The sequence below is a fragment of the Micromonospora sp. CA-244673 genome (assembly GCF_050948395.1).
Classification (GTDB): Bacteria; Actinomycetota; Actinomycetes; order Mycobacteriales; family Micromonosporaceae; genus Micromonospora.
In genome coordinates this window covers 1,062,594-1,083,804 of record NZ_CP192019.1, presented here as the reverse complement: position 1 = coordinate 1,083,804, position 21,211 = coordinate 1,062,594, and the positions used below count along the sequence as shown (strand labels likewise).

Below are 21,211 nucleotides of genomic sequence, written 5' to 3'. Positions count from 1 at the left end.
GGGACCCGGTGCGGCAACACCGGTCCGGCGGCGGCCCGGCGCGTTGAGCGCCGGGCCGCCGCTCTGCCGCCGGCTCCCGGTCGTTGAACCGGGCGGGCCCACGAGGGCCCGGCGAGGGGGCGGCATTCGGTGTTCGACGGCTTCGAGGTGCTGGACGTCGCCACCTCTGGCACGACCATCCACGGGCGCCGGGGTGGTGACGGGCCGCCGGTGCTGCTGCTGCACGGCATGCCCGAGACGCACCTCATGTGGCACCGGGTGGCGCCGCGGCTCGCGGAGCGGTTCACGGTGGTCGCCACCGACCTGAGGGGCTTCGGTGACAGCGGGGCGCCGCCGAGCGCGCCGGATCACGCCCCGTACAGCATGCGCCGGGTGGCCGCCGAGCAGGTGGAGGTCATGCGGCTGCTGGGCCACGAGCGGTTCGCCGTGGTGGGGCACGATCGTGGCGGGCGGTGCGCGTACCGGATGGCGTTGGACCATCCGGATGCGGTGACCCGCCTCGCGGTGCTCGACATCGTGCCCACCGGCGACGCGTTCGACCGAGCCGACATGGCCTTCAGCCTCGGGTTCTGGCTCTGGTCGTTCCTGGCCGCGCCGGAGCCGGTGCCGGAACGGCTGGTCGCCGGGGCACCGGACGTCATCGTCGAGCACATGCTGGACGACCTGTCCGAGGTGCCGGACGCCTTTCCCGCGGCGGTGCGCGCCGAGTACGTGGCGCAGCTCCGCAGGCCGGATGCCGTCCATGCGATCTGCGAGCAGTATCGGGCGGCGGCGACCCTGGACTACGAGCACGACCGGGCCGACCGGGGCCGGCGGCGGATCGGCTGTCCGGTGCTGGCGCTGTGGGGTCACGCCGGCCCGGTGGCGACCTGGTACCGGCCCCTTGAGGTCTGGCGGGCCTGGGCCGATCAGGTCGAGGGCGCTCCGGTGGCGGCCGGGCACTTCCTGCCCGAGGAGGCGCCCGACGAGACGCTCCGGCACCTGCTGGCGTTCCTTTCCTGACCGGGGGACGGGCACGATGGGTGGGTGGACATCGAGCCGGTCGACTGCGCGCCCGTGCGGTCGTTCCCGCGGGCGTGGCTGGGGCAGCGCTGGCGGGATCTCACCTTCCTGCACTGGGCGGTCACGCCGGAAATGGTGGCGCCGCTGCTGCCGGCCGGCACCCGGCCCGACACCCTCGACGGGCTCAGCTACGTCGGGCTGATCGGCTTCCGGATGGTCGGGCTGGGTTTCGGCCGGGGACCGGGCGTGCCGTACTTCGGGACGTTCTGGGAGACCAACGTCCGGCTCTACTCGGTCGACGGCACGGGGCGGCGGGCCGTGGTGTTCCGCTCGCTCGACGCGTCCCGGCTGGTGCCGGTGCTGGTGGCGCAGCTGAGCCTGCGGCTGCCGTACAAGTGGTCGGCCATGCGGCTGGAGCGGGACGGGGACCGCCTCACCTACCGCTGCCGGCGCCGCTGGCCCGGCCCGGCCGGCGCGTCGAGCCGGATGGAGGTCCGGGTCGGTGCGCCGATCGCCGACCCGACGCCGCTGGAGCACTTCCTCACCGCCCGCTGGGGCCTGCACACCCGGGCGTACGGGCGCACCCTGCACCTGCCGAACTGGCATCCCCGGTGGCCGTTGCACCGGGCCGAGCTGCTGCACCTGGACGACGAGCTGGTCACCGCCGCCGGGTTGCCGACGCCGGCCGGGCCGCCGGTGAGCGTCCTGCACTCCCCCGGCATCCCGGTCGTGTTCGGCGGCCCCGCGCGGCTGGGCTGAGGTCTCAGCGCAGCGGGTCGCGGGTGCCGCGCGGACGTCGGGCCGACAGCGGCGTACCCGGCCGAGGTCGGGTGCGACAGCCAGCGCGTTGACGATCTCCCCGCCCTAAAGGGCGGAGATTCCCTCCACGCTGCGCGTTGCACACGCGGCGTGCGGGCGGATTCCTGCTTCACGGCGCTGCGCCGGCACGGGTGCCGGTCTTACCTGCGCTCCACAAGCGTTTAGGCTCTCGGCGCGTCCCGCCGCGAGGATGTTCTTAGCCGCGTTGACATCCCGATCATGGGCTGCGCCGCAGGGGCAGATCCATGACCGGACGTTCAGGGGCTTGGGTCCGTCGAGCCGGCCGCAGGCCGAGCAGGTCTGCGACGTCGGCGCGAACCGGTCGATTCTGCCGAAGGTGCGCCCGTACCGGGCGGCCTTGTACTCCAGCATTGCCGTGAACGACGCCCACCCGGCATCGTTCACCGATTTCGCCAGCCGAGTGCGGCCGAGACCAACCACACACAGGTCCTCGACATACACCGCTTGATTGTCACGGATGATCCGTGTCGAGAGTTTGTGCTGCCAGTCCCGCCGCGTGTCGGCCACCCGGACGTGTGCCCTCGCAACCTTGACGGCGGCCTTGGTTCGGTTCGCGCTGCCCCGCTGCTTGCGGGACAGGTCCTGCTGCAACCGGCGCAGCTTGCGCGCGGCGCGACGCAGGAACTTCGGCGCCGCGATCTTCGTGCCGTCCGACAGGACCGCGAAGTGGGTCAGGCCCAGGTCGATGCCCACCTCGGCGCCGGCCGGGGGCAGCGGCTGGTCGGAGACGGCCACCACGAACGAGGCGAAGTACCGTCCGCCGGCGTCCTGGATGACCGTCACCGACGTGGGCTCCGCCGGCAGCGCCCGCGACCACCGCACCGCCAGGTCCCCGATCTTCGGCAGCCGCAGCCGACCGTTGTCCAGCACCTTGAACCGGGCATTGGCGGTGAACCGGATCGCCTGCCGATTGTCCTTGCGCGAACGAAACCGGGGCGGACCGACCTTTCGACCCTTGCGCTTGCCGGTGATCGAGGAGAAAAAGTTCCGGTAGGCGGTGTTCAGATCCGCGAGGGCCTGCTGGAGCACCACCGCCGAAACCTCGCCCAGCCATGCCCGTTCGGGCGTCTTCTTCGCGTCGGTAATCACCCGCTTGGACAGCTCACCGTCCGGCACGTACGGCAGCCCGTCCTCGCGCGCCGACTGGCGAATGCGCAGCCCATCGTTGAACACGACCCGCGCGCACCCGAACGCCCGGGCCAAAGCTTCCTGCTGGTCAGGCGTCGGGTAGACGCGGTAGTTGTAGCGAAGCTGCACAGTGGACAGTTTAGCATTGGTCTATGGCCGAGATCGACGATGTTCGTAGCGGCAGGTACTGCGTGTCGGTCCTGCACGCCCACTTGGTCTTCGTGACCAAGTTCCGACATAGAGTGTTCGGCGACCGGCACCTGACCCGCTTGGAGGAGATCATGCGGGCGGTGTGCGCGGACTTCGAGTGCGAACTGGTGGAGTTCAACGGCGAAGGCGAGCACGTGCACCTGCTGGTCAACTTCCCGCCCAAGGTCGCCCTGTCAAAGCTGGTCAACAGCCTCAAAGGCGTGTCCTCCCGCCGGATGCGGCAGGAATTCCCCGAACTCGTGCCCCACTACTACCAGGCCAACAAGCTCTGGTCGGCCTCATACTTTGCCGGCTCACTCGACGGCCCACCGCGGGCCGTCCTGCGCCAATACATCGCACAGCAGAACCAGCCAGGCTAGAGCACATTCAGGCCGAACCACTCCTTCCGCGCGGCTTTTACCCCCGCCCTGAAGAACGGAGCACTGGCCCGCACCCTCGTAGCCGAGGATCGCGCCGGGCCGGGGCGGTCCATGGCAGGCCGCGCACCACGCCGTCGGCCGCCCGCCCGAGCTGGGTCTGTCTGACGAGCTCGAACACCAGCCGGAGCGCCGCGTACGCCTCGGTCCCGACAAGCCCCGTATCGGACCTCAGCGCCGGGCCAGCGCCAGCACGCTCAGACCGAACATCAGGACGCCCAAAGGAAGGTGGACGGACGGGACGTGCGCGATGCCCAGCACGACCTGGGCCGAGGCGAGTACGAGGAATCCGGACGCGTGCCAGATCGGCCGGGGCGAGCCGCCGCCCGGCTTCCACGCCAGCACGGCCGCGAGCACGTACAGCATCGACGCCCCGTACATGACACGGGCGCCGACACTGTGCAGCGTCTCCCCGTAGGACGAGGTCAGCAGCAGTCCGGCGGAGATCGCCTGGATGAAGATGGTCAGGGTCTGCAGGGCGATCGCGAGCTGCACGAACGAGGAGCCGCGTGCTGGGTTCGCCGTCACCTGGGTGGCCATGTCACAGTCCCCTTTTCCGCCCTCGGGCAGTAGGTCGATAGGGTCTCACCAGCCCGACGACGTGGGGCGGCGAAAGGTAAGGCGAGGGAGCGGCCGGAAGCGTGGGGACTGTCGCGACCAGCGAAGTTGAGGTGGCCGGCGAGCGCGGCCAACTGATCAATGTGGCGTACCGGTTGCTCGGTTCGGTGACCGAGGCCGAGGACGCCGTGCAGGATGCCTACGCGCGCTGGTACGGGCTGCCGCGAAGCCGGCAGGAGGAGATCCGGTCCCCCGGCGCCTGGCTGACGACGGTGACCAGCCGCATCTGTCTGGATCTGCTCGGGTCGGCGCGCGCCCGCCGTGAACGCTATGTCGGCGCGTGGCTGCCCGAGCCGCTGCCCGACCGCACCGAGTGGGGCCAGCCGGGTGGGTCCGGCCCCACCGGCCGTGCGGACCCCGCCGACCAGATCGTTCTGGACGAGTCGGTGGACATGGCCTTCCTCGTCGTCCTGGAGACGATGACGCCCGCCGAGCGGGTGGCGTTCGTCCTGCACGAGGTCTTCCGGTATCCGTTCGCAGAGATCGCCGAGGTCCTCGGCCGGACACCGGGTGCCTGCAAGCAACTGGCGGCCTCCGCCCGGCGGCGGGTGAGCGTCGCGCGCGCTCCCGCGGCGGCGACCGACCAGGCCGACGTGGTGCGGCACGTCAAGAAGGCATGGGAGACAAAGGACATCGCCGCCCTCGTCGGCCTGCTCAACCCGGCTGCCGTCATGACCGCCGACGGCGGCGGCCTGGTCGGCACCGTCCCGCACCCGGTCGAGGGCGGCGCGCGCATCGCCCAGTACATGGTCGCCATCGCCGACCTGGCCCCGGGGCTCGAACTCCTGGAGCGGTCGGTCAACGGTGTGCCGGGCCTGGTGGCCCAGCGTGCCGGCGTCGTCGTGACCGTGGCCTCGTTCGACGTCGCCGACGGGCGCGTCACCCGGATCTGGGCGGTCCGCAACCCGGAGAAGCTGCGGCCGTGGGCGCGGGAGGCCTAGCAGCTGTGGATGCGGCGCGTCAGGCGGCCGCGGCGGCCCGGGCCAGGCAGGCCGGCACGTCGTCGCGGTGGTAGGGGTGCTCGCTCGGCTCGATGCCGGCGAGGAACATCGCGTACACGGCGGCCAGCCGCAGCTCGGCGACCGGGCGGAGCAGCTCGACGGCGCGCTGCGGGTCGCTGCCCGGCACGTCGGCCCGCCAGCCCGCCGCCCACGCGTCACGCAGCCGGCCGGCGACGGGCGGGTCGAGCGTCTCGGTGAGGCGCAGGATGTCGAAGGCGGGATGGCCGACGAACGCGTCGCCCCAGTCGATGACGGTCCGCCGGGTGCCGTCGCCGCGCACGTTGCCGGGGTGCAGGTCGCCGTGGACGAGGGTGTCGGGCAGGCCGCAGTCGCGGACCTGGTCGAGCCGGTCGTCGAGGCCGGAGATCAGGTCGGCGGCCACGGTCTGGTCGTGCGGGGCCAGCCGGTCGCGGATCCAGCCGGCCAGCGCCGGCCCGCGCAGATCGGGTACGCCGGCCGCCACCAGCGCGGCGGCGTCGCCGGCGGCGCTGAGCTGGACGGCGTGGTGCGCGGCGGCGACGGCGGCCCGCTCGGCCTCGCCGGCGTCGTAGCGGTCCTCGCCGGGCACGTGGTCGAGCAGCATCCGGCCGGTGTCGTCGGCGGCGAGCAGGGTGGGGCCGGTCGTGGGGGCGGCGGTGCCGAGCCAGCGCAGCACCGCCGCTTCGTGCCGGAAGAACGCGGGCACCTGCTTGAGCCAGGCGCTGCCGGCCGGGCCGTCGAGCCGCCAGATCGCCGACAGGTTCCAGGTGCGTTGCTGCGCCACGGCGGTCACCGGCCGGCCGAGCCGGCACAGCTCCCCGGTGGCCCAGGCGATGCTGCGGGCCGGGCCGCCGGGCTCGGCGTACGGGGCGCGCAGCGGGTGCGGCGCGAGGTCCACCGGCGCCGGGGTCAGGGGTACGGCGGGCGGCTCGGTGACCTGGCCCAGGTAGGTGACGTGGCCGCCGGGCGGTGCGGGGCGGTCACCGGTGAGCAGCCGCAGCACGGCCACGTCGACGCCGTACCGGCGTCGGGCCTCGTCGACGATCGAGGCGACCTGCTGCCACCAGGGCTCCGGCACGTCGTACGGGGGCAGGGCGCCGAGCGGCCGGCCGTCGGCGTCGACCAGGACCAGGGTCACGGTGCGGGACACGGGCCGGACGCTAGCCGCGCACCCCTGCGGGGCGCGAGCGGTTAATCCGGGGGCCCGGTGGGGGGTCGGCCCGGATGTTCCCGGCCGAACCTGAGACGAGGCTGAGAGTCATGACCCTCACCGATTCCCGGACGCGTCCCGCGTATCCCTGGTTGCGGCCGGTGGCCGTGACCGCGTCGCTGCTGCTCCTCGGCTACGGCCTGCTGCGCCTGATCGACCGCCTGGACGGTCACAGCGACAAGGGCGCGTGGGCGTGGAACACCGGGCACACCCTGTTCCTGCTCGGCATCCTCGGGTTCGCCGTGCTGGCCGTCGGTCTGCACGGCGTGCTGCGTACCCGCTCGACCCGGCTCCGGGCGGTGGACGACGTGGCGGCGCTGGCCGCCCTGGTCGGCTCGGCCGCGTTCATCTGGGTGATCCTCGGCGACCTGTTCCCGCGCTTCGCCGACGCGGTGCGGACGCCGGACCTGGTTCTGCTCGGCGGGCCGGCGCTGTTCGAGGTGGGCCTGCTGGTGCTGCTGTACCGGGCCGCCGCGGCGCGGCTGCTGCCGGTGTGGGCGCCGGTGCTGGTGCTGGTCGGGTTCGTGGCGATCGCCGTGAACCTGGACCTGCTGCCGGTCGGCGCGGCCCTGGTCCTCGCCGGCCTGCTCCCGCTGCGTCCGTCGGCCCCCGCGCCGCGCCTCGGATAGGTCCGGCCTGGACGGTCAGGTCCAGAAGGTCCGGCGGAAGCCCTGGTTGCCGGCGCACGCGTCGCGCCGCCCGCCGGTCAGGCTGACGGTGCCGTCGCGGCACTGCACCAGCCAGCCGCGGCCGGACCAGAAGCCGGGCACGCAGTCGAACCAGTCGCAGACCGCCCGGGCCGGCTTGCGGATGCGGGAGCCGCCGCAGAAGTCGTACCCGTAGGGGTTGGCCGGGGCACCGCAGCGGCGTTCGGCGGCCGGCCGCGGCGTGGCGCTCCGGGCCGGCGGCGCGGCCGGCGCGGGCCGGGTGCGCTGCGGCCCGGGGCCGGGCTTGACCTGGACGGCGGGGGCGACCGGCGGGGGCGCCGGGGTGGCGGTGGCCTCCGGGGTGGCCGCGGCGGCCATGTCCGACCCGGGGCGCACCGGCGGGTCGGACTCGAAGAGCATCGCCGGCACGATCAGGGCGAGGGCCACGCCGACCGCGACGGTCCGCCGGCCACCGGGGAGCAGCGCGGAGACCCGGGCCTGGGCCGGCGTGAGCACGGCCGGCCGGGTGGGCCGCACCGCCTCGTGTTCCGCGATCAGCTCGTCGAGCTGGGCGACGACCGCGGCGCGCTGCTCGATGGCGTCGGCGAAGGCCAGGGTGAGCTTGAACCGGAAGTCGGCCACCGCGCCGGTGGGCAGCAGCAGACCGGAGGTGCGCCGCCGGTCGAGCACCTGGATCAGCGTGACCGGCGCCCCCGGGTCGTGGGACAGCCCGGTCATCCGCCCGTACGTCCAGTCGCGCCGGCCCCGCCCGCCGAGCAGGACGAGGCGCCGGTTGGTGAGCACGGCGAGGCCGGCGTCGGCGACCTTGACCCCTTCGGGGCGGCGCGGGCGCAGCATCGGCGGTTCCGGGTCGACGGTCAGCTCGGGGGCCGGCAGAACGGCGGTGTGCCGCACCTCGACGAGCTGGGCGGCCGGCAGCGTCCAGAAGACCACCTCGCCGGGGCCCAGCTCCATGGGCAGGCCGTCGCCGGCCTCGGTGGAGCCGTGGAAGGACCCGGCGAGGGCACGCAGCCGCCGCAGCTCGTCGTCACGGCGCCGCCACGCCTCGTCGGCCGCGCGGAAGACCCGCTGCCGCCGGTCGTTCTGCCGGTGCGCCCACCGGTAGCGCCATGTGGAACCCGTCGAATCAGTCATCGCCACGCCGACTCCTCCGCCGCGCGAGCCCACCAATCGGGGTGTCATTCATGTCAACTGCGGCGCGGGGGTGCCAAGACACGCACAAGTCGCCGAATTGACCGAAAGGGTGATTGCGCGACACGGAAGGCGGAATGTTCCGCGTCCCGTGGCCGCGCCCCGGGCGGCGCCGCTTCGCCGTGCGAGGGGGTCGGTGCGTGGGTAACGTCAGCCGCAGGGCGGGACGCGCCGCGACCCCCGGCACGCGAGGGAGGTGCACCGGTGGGCGACCCGGCCGTCGTGGTGGGGGTGGACATCGGCACCACCAGCACCAAGGCGGTCGCGTACGACACCGGTGGCCGGCAGCTCGCCACCCACTCGATCGGCTATCCCCTGGAGGAGCCGCAACCGGGGTACGCCGAGCAGGACCCGGCACGGATCTTCGATGCGGTGGTCGGGTCGATCCGGGCGGTGGTCGAGGAGCTGCGCGTGCCGGTCGCCGGGCTGTCGTTCAGCACCGCCATGCACAGCCTCATCGGGCTGGACGCCGACGGCACCCCGCTCACCCCTTCGGTGACCTGGGCCGACTCGCGGGCCAGCGCGCAGGCCGAGCGGCTGCGCGCCGTACCCTCCGGGCTGGCCATCCACCGCCGCACCGGCACGCCGGTGCACCCGATGGCGCCGTTGCCCAAGCTGGTCTGGTTCGCCGAGCAGCAACCGAAGCTGCACGAACGGGTTGCGCACTGGGTGAGCATCAAGGACTACGTGCTGCTGCGGCTGGCCGAGGCGCTGGTCACCGACCACTCGGTCGCCTCCGCCACCGGGCTCATGGACATCCACCGGCTGGCCTGGGACGCCGAGGCGCTGCGCATCGCCGGGATCACCGAGGAGCAGCTTCCCCAGCTCGTCCCCACCACCCACGTGCTGCCCGGCCTGACCGCCGCGGCGGCCCGGGCCACCGGACTGCCCGCGAACACCCCGCTCGTGGTGGGCGCCGGCGACGGGCCGCTGGCGAACCTGGGGATCGGCGCGGTGCATCCCGGCGAGGTGGCCTGCTCGATCGGCACCAGCGGGGCCATGCGGGTGATGGTGGAACGGCCCGGCGTCGACCCGCTCGGCGGCGTCTTCTGCTACGCCCTGACCGAGCACCGCTGGGTGGTCGGCGGGGCGATCAACAACGGCGGGATCGTCCTCCAGTGGGCCAACGAGGCGCTCGCCCCCGAGCTGGGTGAGCGCGCCGAGGAGGAGCTGCTCGACCTGGCCGCCCGGGCGCCGGTCGGCTCCGGCGGGCTGATCATGCTGCCGTACCTGCTCAGCGAGCGCGCGCCGCACTGGAGCGCGCTGCCCCGCGGCGCGTACGTCGGGCTGACCCACGGGCACGGCCGGGCGCACCTGGTACGGGCCGCGCTGGAGGGGGTCTGCCAGCAGCTCGCCCTGGTCCTCGCCTCGGTGCGGGCGGCCGGCAACGAGGTGCGCGAGATCCGCGCCAGCGGCGGCTTCGCCCGCAGCCCACTGTGGCGGCAGATCCTCGCCGACGCGCTCGGCATGCCGGTGCGCTTCCCGGCCGGGCACGAGGGTTCGAGCTTCGGCGCGGCCCTGCTCGGCATGCAGGCGCTCGGCCTGATCGAGTCGATCGAGGTGGCCGCCGACCTGGTCCGGATCGAGGAGACGGTCCGCCCGGACCCCGCCTCCGCCGCCACGTACGCGGCCCTGCTGCCGCTCTTCTCCGAGCTGTACGACGCGCTCGTGCCGACGTTCGCGTCGCTGCGGCGGTTGGCCCCGAGCCTGCCGCCGGAGCCACCACCCACCGCTCCTCCCCAGTGATCGCCCGTCCCGGAGGCACGGACGACTACCGAAGGTCGTGATTGCCGTGGTCACACTGCTCGCCGCACCGGCGGAACCCCTCACGAACGCCGGTGACACCCAGCTCGTCATCGCCGCCCTGCTCGGCATCGCCGCCGTGGTGGTGCTCATCGCCTGGGGCAAGGTGCACCCGTTCCTGGCGCTGATCCTCGGCGCGGCCGTGCTCGGGGTGGTCGCCGGGGTCAGCGCCGACAAGATCGTCACCTCGTTCAGCGGCGGGGTGGGCTCCACCGTCGGCGGCGTCGGCCTGCTCATCGCCCTCGGCGCGATGATCGGCGGCCTCCTCGCCGAGTCCGGCGGCGCGGACAGCATCGTGGAGCGGGTGGTCGGCCGGGTCTCCGGCGGCGCGCTGCCGTGGGCCATGGCCGGGGTGGCCGCGCTGATCGGGCTCCCGCTCTTCTTCGAGGTCGGCGTCGTGCTGCTGGTGCCGATCGTGCTGCTGGTCTCCCGCCGGGTCGACGTGCCGCTGATCAAGATCGGCATCCCGGCGCTGGCCGGCCTGTCGGTGCTGCACGGCCTCGTGCCGCCGCACCCCGGCCCGCTGGTCGCGATCGACGCGCTCGGCGCCAACCTCGGCCAGACCCTGGCCCTGGGCCTGCTGGTGGCGATCCCCACGGTGATCATCGCCGGGCCGGTCTTCGGCAACTTCATCGCCCGCTACGTGCCGGCCACCGCCCCGGAGGCGCTGCTGCCGACCCGGCAGCCGCTCGCCGCCGGCGGGGACCGGCGGCCGACCCGCCCCGGCGAGGGCCGCCTCGACGCCGACGGCGACCTGGTCACCGAGGACGACCTGGTCAACCCGGGCACCGGCCGCCCCGGCGCGCCGATCGACGAGCCGGCGGGCCGGCGCTCCCGCCGCGAACCGGCGCTCTGGGCCGCCGTGGTCACCGTGCTGCTGCCCGTCGTGCTGATGCTGCTGCGCGCGATCGGCGAGCTGACCCTGGCCGAGGACACCGGCGGCCGGAAGGCGCTCGACATCGTGGGTACCCCGATCGTCGCGCTGCTGGCCGGGGTCATCTTCGCGATGATCTTCCTGGGCTACCGGACGGGATTCAGCCGCAGCCAGGTCTCCGGCTTCCTGGGCGGCTCGCTGCCGCCGATCGCCGGCATCCTGCTGATCGTCGCGGCAGGCGGCGGTTTCAAGCAGGTGCTGGTCGACGCGGGCGTCGGCAACCTGGTCGCGAACGCCGCCGAGGGCGCGAACCTGTCGCCGCTGCTGCTGGGCTGGCTGGTCGCGGTCGGGATCCGGGTGGCCACCGGCTCGGCCACCGTCGCCACCATCACGGCCGCCGGCATCGTCTCGCCGCTCGCGGCCACCCTGCAGGGCCCCGAGGTGGCACTGCTGGCGCTGGCGATCGGCTGCGGGTCGCTGTTCTTCTCGCACGTCAACGACGCCGGCTTCTGGCTGGTGAAGGAGTACTTCGGATTGACCGTCGGGCAGACCATCAAGACCTGGTCGGTGATGGAGACGATCATCTCGGTGGTCGGCTTCGCCGGCGTCCTCCTGCTCGACCTGGTGTTGTAGCGGCCGCGTGCCGCGCGGGCGCCCGACCCGGCCGGTCGGGCGCCCGCGTCACGGCGCCTCGACGCCGGAGATGCGGAACCGGTGCACCTCGGCGCCGAGGATCATCGCGGCCTGTTCCCCGTCCGGCCCGGAGCCGCGGAAGTCGAGCAGTTGTTCGTCGGACTCCCACCGCTCGTAGACGTTGATCCGGCCCGGCTCGACCAGGTCCGCGCTCACCGCGAAGTCGACGCAACCCGGCGCCGAGCGTGCCGCCCGGACGACGTCGGCGCAGGAGGCCAGGTAGGCGTCCCGCTGGACCGGGTCGACGTAGAGGGTGCCGGCGACGATGAACACATGACCTCCCGAGGCTGAGCCGTCCGGCCCATCCTGGCACCCGGGGCGGATCAGGCCCGGCTGATCGCGTTGGCGTGGATCGCCTCGTTCAGGTACGCGGCCAGCCCCGGCCGGATCCTCTCGAAGTACGCGGTGAACCGCGGGTCGGCCAGGTACATGTCCGCGAGGCCGGTGTGGATCTCGTACGAGCAGTCGTAGAACCACCGGCTGATGAGCTGCCGGTGCTCCTCGGCCAGCGCCATGGCCTCCGGCGAGTCGGCCGGCGCGCCCGACGCCATCAGCTCGGTGATCCGCCGCCCCCACTCCTCGTTCTCGGCCTTGTTGCGCAGCCAGTCGTCCTTGGAGTAGCGGGCCGCCCGCTCGGTCGACTGCCGGTACGCGTCGGTGCCGCCCCAGCGCCGCTCGGCCTCCTCGGCGTGCTCGTCCGGGTCGAAGTCCCCGAACACTTCGAAGCGTTCCTCCGGGGTGAGCTGGATGTCCAATTTCCTCGCCTCCATCGCGAGTTCGATCGCCGCGACCATGTCCCGCAGCTTCCCGATCCGCCCGCTCAGCAGCTCGTGCTGCCGGCGCAGGTGCGGCAGCGGGTCGCCGCCCGGGTCGTCGAGGATCTCGGCGATCTCCTCCAACGGGAACCCCAGCTCCCGGTAGGCCCGGATCAGCTGCAGCCGTTCCAGGTCCGCGTCGTCGTAGCGGCGGTAGCCCGCCGCGGTGCGGCCGCCCGGCGAGAGCAGCCCGATCTCGTCGTAGTGGTGCAGCGTCCGGACCGTCACCCGGGCCGCCCGCGCCACCTGACCCACCGTGTACGCCATGGTTCCTCCCTTCCGCGACCAAGGCTGCCGCCTCCCGTTGCGTGAGGGTCAAGCCCGATTCTGCGGCCCGCACGGTCGGCCCGGCGCGAAACGGCGATCGCCCCCGGCCTCCCCCGAGGGGACGGGAGGCCGGGGGCGATCGGGGACCGGGTCAGGTGGTGACCCGCTCCTTCTCGGGGGCGGCGAACGTCTCGCTGGACGGGGTCCGGAAGGCGTGCACCAGGCCGGCGACCGAGAGCAGCAGGAGCAGCGCCGCGCCGAGGTACATGGCCAGGGCGCCCTGCCCGGCCTTGCGGCCGAACTCGCTGAACCCGTACGAGGTGAGCAGCAGGCCGCGCAGGGTCTCGCCCTTGAACACGGTCTCCCGCTGGGCGGTGACGTCGGCGAGCTGCTTCTGCAGGTCGGCCAGGTTGGCGGCGTTGGCCTGCTCGGCCTGGGCCACCTGCTCGCGCAGGGCGGTCTGCGGCGCGCCCAGGTCGGCGTACGTCTTCCCGCCGCCGATGGACTTCAGGTGCAGGCCGATGTACTCGTTGGCGTAGCACTCGGCCTGCTTGCCGGTGGTGAGCTGCTTGCCGGCGTGCTCGCGCAGGCAGTCCGACTTCTTCTCCTCGTCGCTCAGCTTGTCGGCCGGGGTGAAGCTGATGTGCTGGGCGGCGAGCTGGTCGTGCACGTAGCGGTTGGCGAAGTTCGCGTTGCTCGTCAGGACGACGCCGACGACGAGCAGCAGGACCGCGAGGCCCAGCCCACCGATGCTGAACAACAGGTCGAGTGTCCGTCGCTTCATGTCTGAACTCCTGTATGGATGGTGTTCGTCGGTTGCTGACACCATCGTGGCGGTGGACCGGGCACCATCAGCAGGGCCGAATCCCCTGTCCTGCCCGGGACCTTCGACCCGCCACCGGCCGGGCCGGTCAGCGGGCCGCGTCGACCGGGGTGAGCGCGTGGAGCAGCTCGGGCAGGGCGACCGGGCGGCCGTAGCGCCAGCCCTGGCCGTGCATGCAGCCGATCGCGGTCACCGCGGCGTGCTGGCCGCCGGTCTCCACGCCCTCGGCCACGACGGCCAGGTCGAACGCGCCGGCCAGCCGGTTGACCATCTCCACCGTGGCGTACGCCCGCGCGTCGTCGGCGTCGAGGCGGGCCACGAAGGACCGGTCGATCTTCAGCTCGGTGGCCGGGATCCGGTGCAGGTAGCTCAGCGACGAGTAGCCGGTGCCGAAGTCGTCGATGGCGATGCCGATCCCGAGGTCGCGGAGCTGGGTCAGCCGGTCGAGCACCGCCTCGCTCCCCTCGATGAGCGCCGACTCGGTGAGTTCCAGGGTGAGGGCGCGGGGTGGCAGGCCGGCCACGCCGACCGCCTCGGTGACCGTGGCGATCAGGTCGGGCCGGCGCAGGTGGGCGGCGGCGATGTTGACCGCCACGGTGACCTCGGGAGAGTGCTCGCGCCAGGTGGCCGCCGCCCGGCACGCCTCGTGGATGACCCACCGGTCGATCGCGATGATCAGCCCGGTCTCCTCGGCCAGCGGCAGGAACCGCGCCGGGGTGAGCACCCCGAGCCGGGGGTGCCGCCAGCGGACCAGCGCCTCGGCGCTGCGTACCGCGCCGGTGGACAGGTCGACGATGGGCTGGAACTCCATGAACAGCTGCCCCTCGTCGACCGCGCGGCGCAGGTCGGCGATCAGCTCGGCCCGGGTCACCGCCGACTCCCGCAGCTGCGGGGTGCAGGTCCGGTACGCGGACTTGCCGGCCGCCTTCGCCGCGTACATGGCGATGTCGGCGTCGCGGAGCAGGTCGGTGTGGGAGGTGTGCTGCGGGCCGTACTCGGCGATGCCGATGCTGGCCGAGGGGTGCACGCCCAGGTCCTCCTCGCCGGGCAGGGGTTCGAGGGCGGCGAGGAGCCGGACGGCGAGCCGCTCGGGCGGCACCGGCCGGTCCCCGGCGACCAGCACGGCGAACTCGTCGCCGCCGAGCCGCGCGATCATCCCGTCGGAGCCGGTCGCGTCCCCCATCCGCTCGGCGATGGTGCTCAGCAGCCGGTCACCGGCGGCGTGCCCGAAGCGGTCGTTGACCTGTTTGAACCCGTCCAGGTCGAGGAGCAGCACGGCGACCGGGCCGCCGTCGCGCAGGGCGCGGCGCAGCCGCCGGGTGAAGGTGAGCCGGTTGGGCAGGCCGGTGAGCTGGTCGGAGTACGCGAGCCGGCGCAGCCGGGCCACCAGCCGCAGGTTCTCGTTGGCGGCCAGCCCCTGGCGCAGTGCGAGCACCCCGAGCAGCGTCATCATGCCGAGGAAGATCAGGTGCGGGGTCTGGCCGGTGGGCCGGCGGGAGAGCACCACGGCGACGATCGCGCCGCCCACGGGCAGGTAGGGCAGGGCGACCCGCCACCACGGCGGCAGCGGCGAGTCGCCGGTGTCCTCCTCCTCGGGGCAGGAGGGCGGGTGCGGGTACCGGGTGGCGAGGCCCATGAGCAGGTAGCTCAGCGGCCAGCAGACGTCGATCGGGTGGCCGGGGGCGTAGCTGCCGTGCGCGACGAGGGAGACGTAGACGGTGTCGGCGACGGCCCGGGTGGCCAGGCCGACCCCGATCACGGTGAGCGCCCGCCACATCGGGCGGGGTGGCCCGGCGACCGCCACCAGGATGGTGAGCTGCATCAGGTCGAGCATCGGGTAGAGCAGCCCGAAGGTGCGCAGCGGATCGGCCAGGTCGGCGGCGGCGAGGTCGCGGAACACGACCACCCAGCCGATCGGGATGAGGGCCAGCCCGACGATCACCCCGTCGAGCAGGGTGCGGGCCTGCCCGACCAGGTTGCGCGGGGCCGCCACGGAGCAGAGTAGCGCGGCGGTGCCGGTGACGATGCCGGCGGTGAACAGCCCGCCGACCAGCGGGGTGTGCGGCAGGTCGTGCCCGCCCAGCCGTTCGACCGTCCACACGGTCCGGCCGAGCGCCGCGAGGACCATGGTGGCCGCGAGCAGCGTCCAGAACCGGCGCAGCGGGGCCGGGTGCCGCCGGGCGACGCCGACGCAGGCCACCGCCGCCCAGCTCGCCAGCGTCACCGCGCCGAGGTCGCTGACCAGGGCCCCGCCCGGCAGGCCGGCGACCAGCCACACCGCTTCCCCGAGTACGACGAGGGCGGCCGCGACGAGCCCGACACGGCCGGAGAGCGGGCGACGGGCCGGCGCCACGGCGGCGAGGCTCACGTGCTGCTGCGGTACAACGATTCGCTCCGGCTCTCTCTCGGGGCGTGCACCCTCGTCGATGACGACCGGTTGCGGACGGCGAACGGCGCAAGCCTAGTCAGCCCCCGGTGCCGCCGCCAGAGCCGATCGGCGTCGGTCACCGCCCCGGCGGGCCAGGGTGCACGGGGTCGGCGCGACGGTAGAGGGAGACCAGGACGCCGTAGCGGGGCTGGTCCGGTCCGGCCTCCTCGGCCTCGCCGACGAGCACGTCCAGGGTGGACCGGAGCCGCTCGGCCTGAGCCGGGGTGAGCCGCAGGTGGCGCAGGTGCAGCAGCGGGTCGGGGTCGTGGGCCAGTTCCTCGGCGACCGCGCCGAACAGGGCGCCGGTGGCGCCGGCGTCGCCGGTCTCGCCGACCAGTCGGCGGAAGGCCCGTTCGTGGTACTGCTCGGTGCCGCCGCGGACCTGGCGGGTGTGCGCGACCCGGACCATGCCGGCGTCGGTGAGCACCTTGAGGTGGTGGGCGACCGTGCCCTTGGCCGCGCCGAGGCCGGTGGCGAGCTGGCTGATGGTGGCCGGCCCGGATCCGAGTGCGAAGAGCAGCCGGTGCCGGAACGGGTGGGCCAGCGCCTTGAAGTGGGCCGCGGTGCGGACCTCCAGTTCGGTCTCGTGGTTCACCGCTAAAGCGTCTAATTCTCTTGACGCTTTGTCAACCGGCCTGCTCTACTCGGGACATGCGCCAGGACGAGATCACCGACATTGTCGAGCGGGCCGCCAAACTTGTGGCCGAGCAGTACGTCTTCCCCGAGGTGGCCGGCCGGATCGCCGCGCACCTCGGCGACCGGCTCCGGGAGGGGGCGTACGCGGGGGCGGCCGACGCGGCGGCCCTCGGCGCGCTGGTCACCACCGACCTTCAGGCCGCCAACGGGGACCTGCACCTGCGGCTCAAGCACCACGAGACGCCGCTGGCCGACGTCGCCGACGACCCGGCCGAAGCGCAGTTCGTCCAGCTCGCCGCGCTGACCATGGGTGGCGTGGCCCGGGTGGAGCGGCTGCCCGGCAACGTCGGGCTGCTGGAGATCGCGCCCTACCTCTTCCCGCCGCACCTCGCCGGCGACCTCGTGACCGCCGCGCTGCGGCTGCTCGCCGGCACCGACGCGCTCCTGCTCGACCTGCGCGGCAACCGGGGCGGCAGCCCCGACATGGTGGCCCTGGTCTGCGGCTGGTTCTTCGCCGAGCCGACCCACCTGCACACCATGCACGAGCGGGCCGGGACCACCCACCAGTACTGGAGCGCCGCCTGGCTGCCGGTGCCCCGCTACGCGCCCGACAAGCCGGTGCTCGTGCTGACCGGCCCGGAGACGTTCTCCGGCGGCGAGGAGCTGGCGTACGACCTCCAGCAGCTCGGCCGGGCCACCGTGGTCGGCGAGCGGACCCGGGGCGGGGCGCACCCGCGGGTCGGGCACGGCCTGCACCCGCACCTGGAGCTGACCGTGCCGGTGGCCCGGCCGGTCAACGCGGCGAGCGGCACCAACTGGGAGGGCTGCGGGGTCGCCCCCGACGTCGAGACGCCGGCCGGGGCGGCGCGCGACGTCGCGTACCGGACGGCGCTGGAGGCCCTGCTGGCGGCGGACCCGCGGCGGCCGACGGCGGCCGAGGCGCGCGAGACCCTGGCCGCCCTCGCCTGATGTCGCGGGCGGGCCGCCCGGGCTCGCGTCAGGACCAGTCCTCCGCGGCGTCGGCGGCCGGGACCGGGTCCGCGGGGGCGGGCGCCGTGGTGGGAGGGCCGCCGTGGGTCCACGGCGTCTCCTCCGGGGCCGGGAAGGCGCCGGCCGGCAGGAAGCCGTCCGACAGGGTGGTGAGGCAGAGCCGCTCCCCCACCTCCGGCACGCTGCCCGGCGCGGCGGTCAGCCCCCGACCCATCCCGCCGGAGAGCTCCAGCACCACCTCGGTCTTGCCGTCCGCGGCCGGGGTCACGAAGACCACCTTCGCCTTCTGGCCCGGCCGGGCCGGGGAGTAGAGCGTCGCGCCGACCGGGACGAACACCGGCTCGGTGGTGACCACCTGGATCCGCGGGCGCAGCACCGGGCGCTTGCCGGTGTCGTCGACCCGCTTCGGGTCGGCCAGGGTCACGTCACCGACGAACGCCTCCCCGGCCAACCGGTGCTCGGCCATGACCAGCGGATCGTCGTAGGCGCGCTGCACGGCGTAGGAGGCGAGCGCCCGCTCCAGCCGGTGCAGGCGCGTCGCCGCGGCCACCGCGCCGTCCCGGCGCGGCTGCGGGCCGCCACCGGCGTCGACGTGCTCGGCTTGCGCCGTGAAGGCGTCCCGGTCGCCGTCCCAGCGGCCGGCCACCCGCGCCCCGGCGGGCAGCGCGCGGAGCAACCCGACACCGCGCCACATCAGCTCCCAGGTGGGCGTCAGCTGGTCACGCAGCAAACGCTCCAGCTCCGCGTACGCGACCGCGCGGGCCACCGGGTCGTCCTCGGCGCGGGTGTACGCCTCGATGGCCGGCGCGAGCCGGTGGTTGTCGAAGTCCGGGTCGGTGGCCGGACCGGCCGGCGGGCAACGCGTCGGGTCCTCGGCGCGGGCGGCCGCCTCGGCGCCGGTCAGCCCGGGCGGCGGGTCGAGCCAGCCCAGCAGCGCCGGCAGGTGCAGGTCCTCCACGGCGCTCTGCCCGGTCGCCCAGTGCAGGGTCAGCGCGTCGGTCAGCGCCACGAGCGCCGCCGAGCCGGGATGCTCGGCGCGCTCGGCAAAGAAGGTCAGCCAGCGGCCGAGCAGCGGCACCGACGGGTGCACCGGGTACTCGCCGTCGGGCCGGCGGAACCGGGTGGAGCGGCCGAACAGCCGCAGGAACGTGATCCCGGCCGGGTTCGGCACCAGCACCTGCGGGGCGTCGACGTAGCGGTGCCGGACGTCCCGGCCCCGGTCGATTGGCACCGCCTCGGTGCGGTCCCGGAACTCGTCCAGGTAGGGCAGCACGATCCCGGCCAGCTCGGCCGCGAACGCGAAGCGCTGGTCCCGGTTGCGGGGCTGCGGCACCACGAGCAGCCGGGCCTCGTCGGGCGCCGCGCCGACCAGGGCGGCGAGCGGGGCGTTCGCCTCGCCGGCCAGGGCGAGCGGCACGAGCACGAGCGGGCGGTCGGACAGGTGCAGGTGCCGGACGGTCGCCACCGGCTGGGCCACCCCGGCGGCGACCGCCTGCGCCTGCGCGAGGGCGCGCAGGGTGCTCACCGGGCGCTCCGGCCGGGGCATCGGGACGTAGCGATCCGGGGCGCCCGGGCGGGTTGCCGGGGCGTAGCGATCCGGGGTGTCCGGCCGAGGGGTCGGGGCGTACTCATGCGGGGTTCCCGGCCAGTGCGTCGGCGCGCAGGCGCGCGGCGGCGTGCAGCAGGGCGGCGGCCTCCGCCTGCTCCGGTTCGGGGGCACGTTCCCCGGCGGCGAGCGCCAGCACGTCGGCCACCTCGGCGACGCCGCCCAGCGCCTCCCGGACCGGCCGGCCCAGTGCGCCGGTGTGGCCGCGCGCCTCCTGCCGGCAGAAATAGGCCAGCTCGCAGGCGGCCAGGCAGTCCGGCGCGTAGTTGGCGGGGACGCCGGCGAGCGCGCCGGCCAGCGTGGCCGGGTCGGCGGTCAGGTCGGCCGTGAACCCGGCCGGCACGGCGGCGAGCAGGTCGTCGATCCGCGCCATCCGGTCGAGCTGGCGGCGCAGCACCAGCAACTGCTTGCGCACATCGAGCAGGCTCGCCACCGGCCGGTTGGCGAAGTCGCGCGGGCAGACCAGCACCACCTCGTGCGAGACGAGGTCCGGGTCCCACCCCTCGGCGGCGAGCAGGTCGCGCAGCGCCAGCACGTAGACGGCGGACTGGATGGCGGCGGCGGCGACCTTGGCCGGGTCGGCCTGGCCGTCGATGATCGGGAACGACTTGATCTCCACGACGTGGAAGCGGCCGGCGAGCCGGGCGGCCACCAGGTCCGGCTCCAGGTTCACCCGGCGGCCGGCGACGTCCAGGCCGAGCAGCGGATGGTCGAAGAGCGCCGGCCCGTCCCCGGACGCCGTGAGCGCGGCGCGGGACCGTTCCGGCCGGTCCTCGTCGCCGCCCAGGTCGGTCCAGGTGGCGCCGTCCGGCACGGGCACGCCCAGCCGCTCCGCGACCAGGCGCAGCAGCTCCGCACCCCCATCGGCCTTCACCTGCGCCTCGAACGCGTTGCCCCGCGTGATGGCGAAGCGGGACTGGCCGAACCGGGCCGGGAAGCCGACCCGCTCGGCCAGCTTCGGCTTGTCGACCCCGGCGCCGTCTAGCACCGCGCGCCGGGTGCAGCCCGGGTTGCCGGTCAGCGCGGCGATGGTGCGGGCGTTGTGCCGCCGCGGCGGCACGCCACCCCGGATCTCGGCAAGGCGCTGCGCGGTGTCCGTCATGATCGCCCAGGATAGGCGCTGCGCGCCCCCGCGGCCCGCCGCCGCTCAGCGGCCGGCCGACCGGTTCCAGGGTGAGCGGGGTGACTGGGCGCCCGCCGTGGGCCGGCTGCGGCGGCGGCGCCGGCGACCCGGGGTGCAGGGCGGCCGGGAGACGGTGTGCACCGGCGCGGCCGGCGGGGTGACCGGCTGGCGGCCGATCAGCCAGCAGAGGAAACGCGCCACGGTCAGCCGACCGGGAGGCGCTCGGCCTCGGCCCGGGAGACGTCGTACTGCGCGCCGCAGAACGTGCACTGCTGCGTGTAGCGGGTGCGCACCGGGATCAGCGGGATGAAAAAGAGGGTGAACTTCGTGGCCCGCCGGGTGATGACCTGGGCGGCCCGGTTGCCACAGTTGCGGCAGACCTGGGTGACCACGCCGGACCGGTCGACCTTGGTCCGGAGCCCGAAGATGAAGAACATCGCCCGGCATTACCCCGCCGGGCCCCGGAAATCACCACCAGAATTTTTCCCCGCGGCTGTCCGGATGCGCGCCCGGTGTTCGTCAGGGTGGACAGAGGCACGACCGACAGGAGTGAAGCGATGAAGTACATGATGCTCGTCTGCACCGACACCCAGCCCGACCGGAACCCGGACGCGGCGCCCGACATCGAGAAGTGGGTGGCCGAGCGGGACGCCAACGGCCAGCGGCTGACCGGCAGCCGGTTCGCGCCCCCGTCGGCCGCGACCACCGTCCGGGTCCGCGACGGCGAGCTGCTGCTGAGCGACGGCCCGTTCGCCGAGACCAAGGAGGTGATCGTGGGCTTCGACCTGCTGGAGTGCGCCGACCTGGACGAGGCCGTCGAGGTGGCCCGCGCCCACCCCATGGCGTACGCCGGGCGCATCGAGCTGCGCCCGCTGGTGGAGGACTGATCC

Annotated in this window: 21 protein-coding genes; 9 read left to right on the top strand and 12 right to left on the bottom strand. The window is 74.2% G+C overall.

Annotation, left to right across the window (positions count from 1 at the left end; genetic code table 11):
• Positions 1–129 precede the first annotated feature (129 nt).
• Together ACQP12_RS05370 and ACQP12_RS05365 are read left to right on the top strand one after the other, a co-directional pair.
• Entirely contained in the window at positions 130–1,002 is an 873-nt protein-coding gene (locus tag ACQP12_RS05370; protein ID WP_433285479.1) for an alpha/beta fold hydrolase, read from the top strand.
• Between the two features lie 24 nt (positions 1,003–1,026).
• The gene (locus ACQP12_RS05365) at positions 1,027–1,761 is read left to right on the top strand and encodes a YqjF family protein (protein WP_433285477.1); all 735 of its coding nucleotides are present in this window, start codon (positions 1,027–1,029) and stop codon (positions 1,759–1,761) included.
• Between the two features lie 105 nt (positions 1,762–1,866).
• On the opposite strand, the gene ACQP12_RS05360 is transcribed toward ACQP12_RS05365, so the two are convergent.
• The gene (locus tag ACQP12_RS05360; RefSeq protein WP_433285475.1) at positions 1,867–3,099 is read right to left on the bottom strand and encodes an RNA-guided endonuclease InsQ/TnpB family protein; all 1,233 of its coding nucleotides are present in this window, start codon (positions 3,097–3,099) and stop codon (positions 1,867–1,869) included.
• Positions 3,100–3,122: 23 nt separating this feature from the next.
• Here ACQP12_RS05360 and tnpA point away from each other — a divergent pair, with 23 nt between their 5' ends.
• A complete protein-coding gene (gene tnpA, locus ACQP12_RS05355) occupies positions 3,123–3,539 on the top strand; it encodes an IS200/IS605 family transposase (RefSeq protein WP_433285473.1) in 417 nt (138 codons plus the stop codon).
• 228 nt (positions 3,540–3,767) lie between these two features.
• On the opposite strand, the gene ACQP12_RS05350 is transcribed toward tnpA, so the two are convergent.
• Entirely contained in the window at positions 3,768–4,136 is a 369-nt protein-coding gene (locus tag ACQP12_RS05350; RefSeq protein WP_433285471.1) for a hypothetical protein, read from the bottom strand.
• Between the two features lie 101 nt (positions 4,137–4,237).
• Here ACQP12_RS05350 and sigJ point away from each other — a divergent pair, with 101 nt between their 5' ends.
• Complete coding sequence (sigJ, locus tag ACQP12_RS05345; protein WP_433285469.1) at positions 4,238–5,155, top strand: RNA polymerase sigma factor SigJ; 918 nt, start codon at positions 4,238–4,240, stop codon at positions 5,153–5,155.
• 19 nt (positions 5,156–5,174) lie between these two features.
• Here sigJ and ACQP12_RS05340 read toward each other — a convergent pair whose 3' ends face one another.
• Complete coding sequence (locus tag ACQP12_RS05340; RefSeq protein WP_433285467.1) at positions 5,175–6,344, bottom strand: aminoglycoside phosphotransferase family protein; 1,170 nt, start codon at positions 6,342–6,344, stop codon at positions 5,175–5,177.
• A 110-nt stretch (positions 6,345–6,454) separates the two neighbouring features.
• On the opposite strand from ACQP12_RS05340, the gene ACQP12_RS05335 reads away from it, so the two are divergent.
• A complete protein-coding gene (locus ACQP12_RS05335) occupies positions 6,455–7,033 on the top strand; it encodes a hypothetical protein (RefSeq protein WP_433285465.1) in 579 nt (192 codons plus the stop codon).
• A 15-nt stretch (positions 7,034–7,048) separates the two neighbouring features.
• Here ACQP12_RS05335 and ACQP12_RS05330 read toward each other — a convergent pair whose 3' ends face one another.
• The gene (locus ACQP12_RS05330; protein ID WP_433285463.1) at positions 7,049–8,212 is read right to left on the bottom strand and encodes a hypothetical protein; all 1,164 of its coding nucleotides are present in this window, start codon (positions 8,210–8,212) and stop codon (positions 7,049–7,051) included.
• Between the two features lie 255 nt (positions 8,213–8,467).
• Between ACQP12_RS05330 and ACQP12_RS05325 the strand changes: the two genes are divergently transcribed.
• A complete protein-coding gene (locus ACQP12_RS05325) occupies positions 8,468–10,009 on the top strand; it encodes a gluconokinase (protein WP_433285461.1) in 1,542 nt (513 codons plus the stop codon).
• 46 nt (positions 10,010–10,055) lie between these two features.
• Complete coding sequence (locus tag ACQP12_RS05320; protein ID WP_433285459.1) at positions 10,056–11,573, top strand: GntP family permease; 1,518 nt, start codon at positions 10,056–10,058, stop codon at positions 11,571–11,573.
• A 48-nt stretch (positions 11,574–11,621) separates the two neighbouring features.
• Here the strand turns inward: ACQP12_RS05320 and ACQP12_RS05315 are convergent, their stop codons facing one another.
• From ACQP12_RS05315 to ACQP12_RS05295, 5 genes are all read right to left on the bottom strand, one after another.
• Positions 11,622–11,906, bottom strand: a complete 285-nt coding sequence (locus tag ACQP12_RS05315) for a putative quinol monooxygenase (RefSeq protein WP_433285457.1) — start codon at positions 11,904–11,906, stop codon at positions 11,622–11,624.
• 50 nt (positions 11,907–11,956) lie between these two features.
• Positions 11,957–12,715, bottom strand: a complete 759-nt coding sequence (locus ACQP12_RS05310) for a MerR family transcriptional regulator (protein ID WP_433285455.1) — start codon at positions 12,713–12,715, stop codon at positions 11,957–11,959.
• 151 nt (positions 12,716–12,866) lie between these two features.
• A complete protein-coding gene (locus tag ACQP12_RS05305) occupies positions 12,867–13,499 on the bottom strand; it encodes a hypothetical protein (protein WP_433285453.1) in 633 nt (210 codons plus the stop codon).
• 127 nt (positions 13,500–13,626) lie between these two features.
• Entirely contained in the window at positions 13,627–15,906 is a 2,280-nt protein-coding gene (locus ACQP12_RS05300) for a putative bifunctional diguanylate cyclase/phosphodiesterase (protein ID WP_433285451.1), read from the bottom strand.
• 136 nt (positions 15,907–16,042) lie between these two features.
• Complete coding sequence (locus ACQP12_RS05295) at positions 16,043–16,561, bottom strand: ArsR/SmtB family transcription factor (RefSeq protein ID WP_357938106.1); 519 nt, start codon at positions 16,559–16,561, stop codon at positions 16,043–16,045.
• Positions 16,562–16,617: 56 nt separating this feature from the next.
• Here ACQP12_RS05295 and ACQP12_RS05290 point away from each other — a divergent pair, with 56 nt between their 5' ends.
• Entirely contained in the window at positions 16,618–17,571 is a 954-nt protein-coding gene (locus ACQP12_RS05290; protein WP_433285448.1) for a S41 family peptidase, read from the top strand.
• Positions 17,572–17,599: 28 nt separating this feature from the next.
• Here ACQP12_RS05290 and ACQP12_RS05285 read toward each other — a convergent pair whose 3' ends face one another.
• From ACQP12_RS05285 to ACQP12_RS05275, 3 genes are all read right to left on the bottom strand, one after another.
• On the bottom strand, positions 17,600–19,117 hold the full coding sequence (locus tag ACQP12_RS05285) for a hypothetical protein (RefSeq protein ID WP_433285446.1): 1,518 nt from the start codon (positions 19,115–19,117) through the stop codon (positions 17,600–17,602).
• Positions 19,118–19,220: 103 nt separating this feature from the next.
• Entirely contained in the window at positions 19,221–20,300 is a 1,080-nt protein-coding gene (locus tag ACQP12_RS05280) for a hypothetical protein (protein ID WP_433285442.1), read from the bottom strand.
• A 224-nt stretch (positions 20,301–20,524) separates the two neighbouring features.
• The gene (locus ACQP12_RS05275) at positions 20,525–20,758 is read right to left on the bottom strand and encodes a zinc-ribbon domain-containing protein (protein ID WP_151465241.1); all 234 of its coding nucleotides are present in this window, start codon (positions 20,756–20,758) and stop codon (positions 20,525–20,527) included.
• Positions 20,759–20,878: 120 nt separating this feature from the next.
• Here ACQP12_RS05275 and ACQP12_RS05270 point away from each other — a divergent pair, with 120 nt between their 5' ends.
• Positions 20,879–21,208, top strand: coding sequence for a YciI family protein (locus ACQP12_RS05270; protein ID WP_091269466.1), 330 nt, complete (start codon positions 20,879–20,881; stop codon positions 21,206–21,208).
• The last annotated feature ends 3 nt before the right edge of the window (positions 21,209–21,211 follow it).

Bases quoted from the DNA above. Each gene is read 5' to 3' on its own strand.
- tnpA (WP_433285473.1), top strand. From the start codon at position 3,123: ATGGCCGAGATCGACGATGTTCGTAGCGGCAGGTACTGCGTGTCGGTC.
- ACQP12_RS05350 (WP_433285471.1), bottom strand. From the start codon at position 4,136: ATGGCCACCCAGGTGACGGCGAACCCAGCACGCGGCTCCTCGTTCGTG.
- ACQP12_RS05335 (WP_433285465.1), top strand. From the start codon at position 6,455: ATGACCCTCACCGATTCCCGGACGCGTCCCGCGTATCCCTGGTTGCGG.
- ACQP12_RS05310 (WP_433285455.1), bottom strand. From the start codon at position 12,715: ATGGCGTACACGGTGGGTCAGGTGGCGCGGGCGGCCCGGGTGACGGTC.
- ACQP12_RS05305 (WP_433285453.1), bottom strand. From the start codon at position 13,499: ATGAAGCGACGGACACTCGACCTGTTGTTCAGCATCGGTGGGCTGGGC.
- ACQP12_RS05290 (WP_433285448.1), top strand. From the start codon at position 16,618: ATGCGCCAGGACGAGATCACCGACATTGTCGAGCGGGCCGCCAAACTT.
- ACQP12_RS05280 (WP_433285442.1), bottom strand. From the start codon at position 20,300: ATGACGGACACCGCGCAGCGCCTTGCCGAGATCCGGGGTGGCGTGCCG.
- ACQP12_RS05275 (WP_151465241.1), bottom strand. From the start codon at position 20,758: ATGTTCTTCATCTTCGGGCTCCGGACCAAGGTCGACCGGTCCGGCGTG.
- ACQP12_RS05270 (WP_091269466.1), top strand. From the start codon at position 20,879: ATGAAGTACATGATGCTCGTCTGCACCGACACCCAGCCCGACCGGAAC.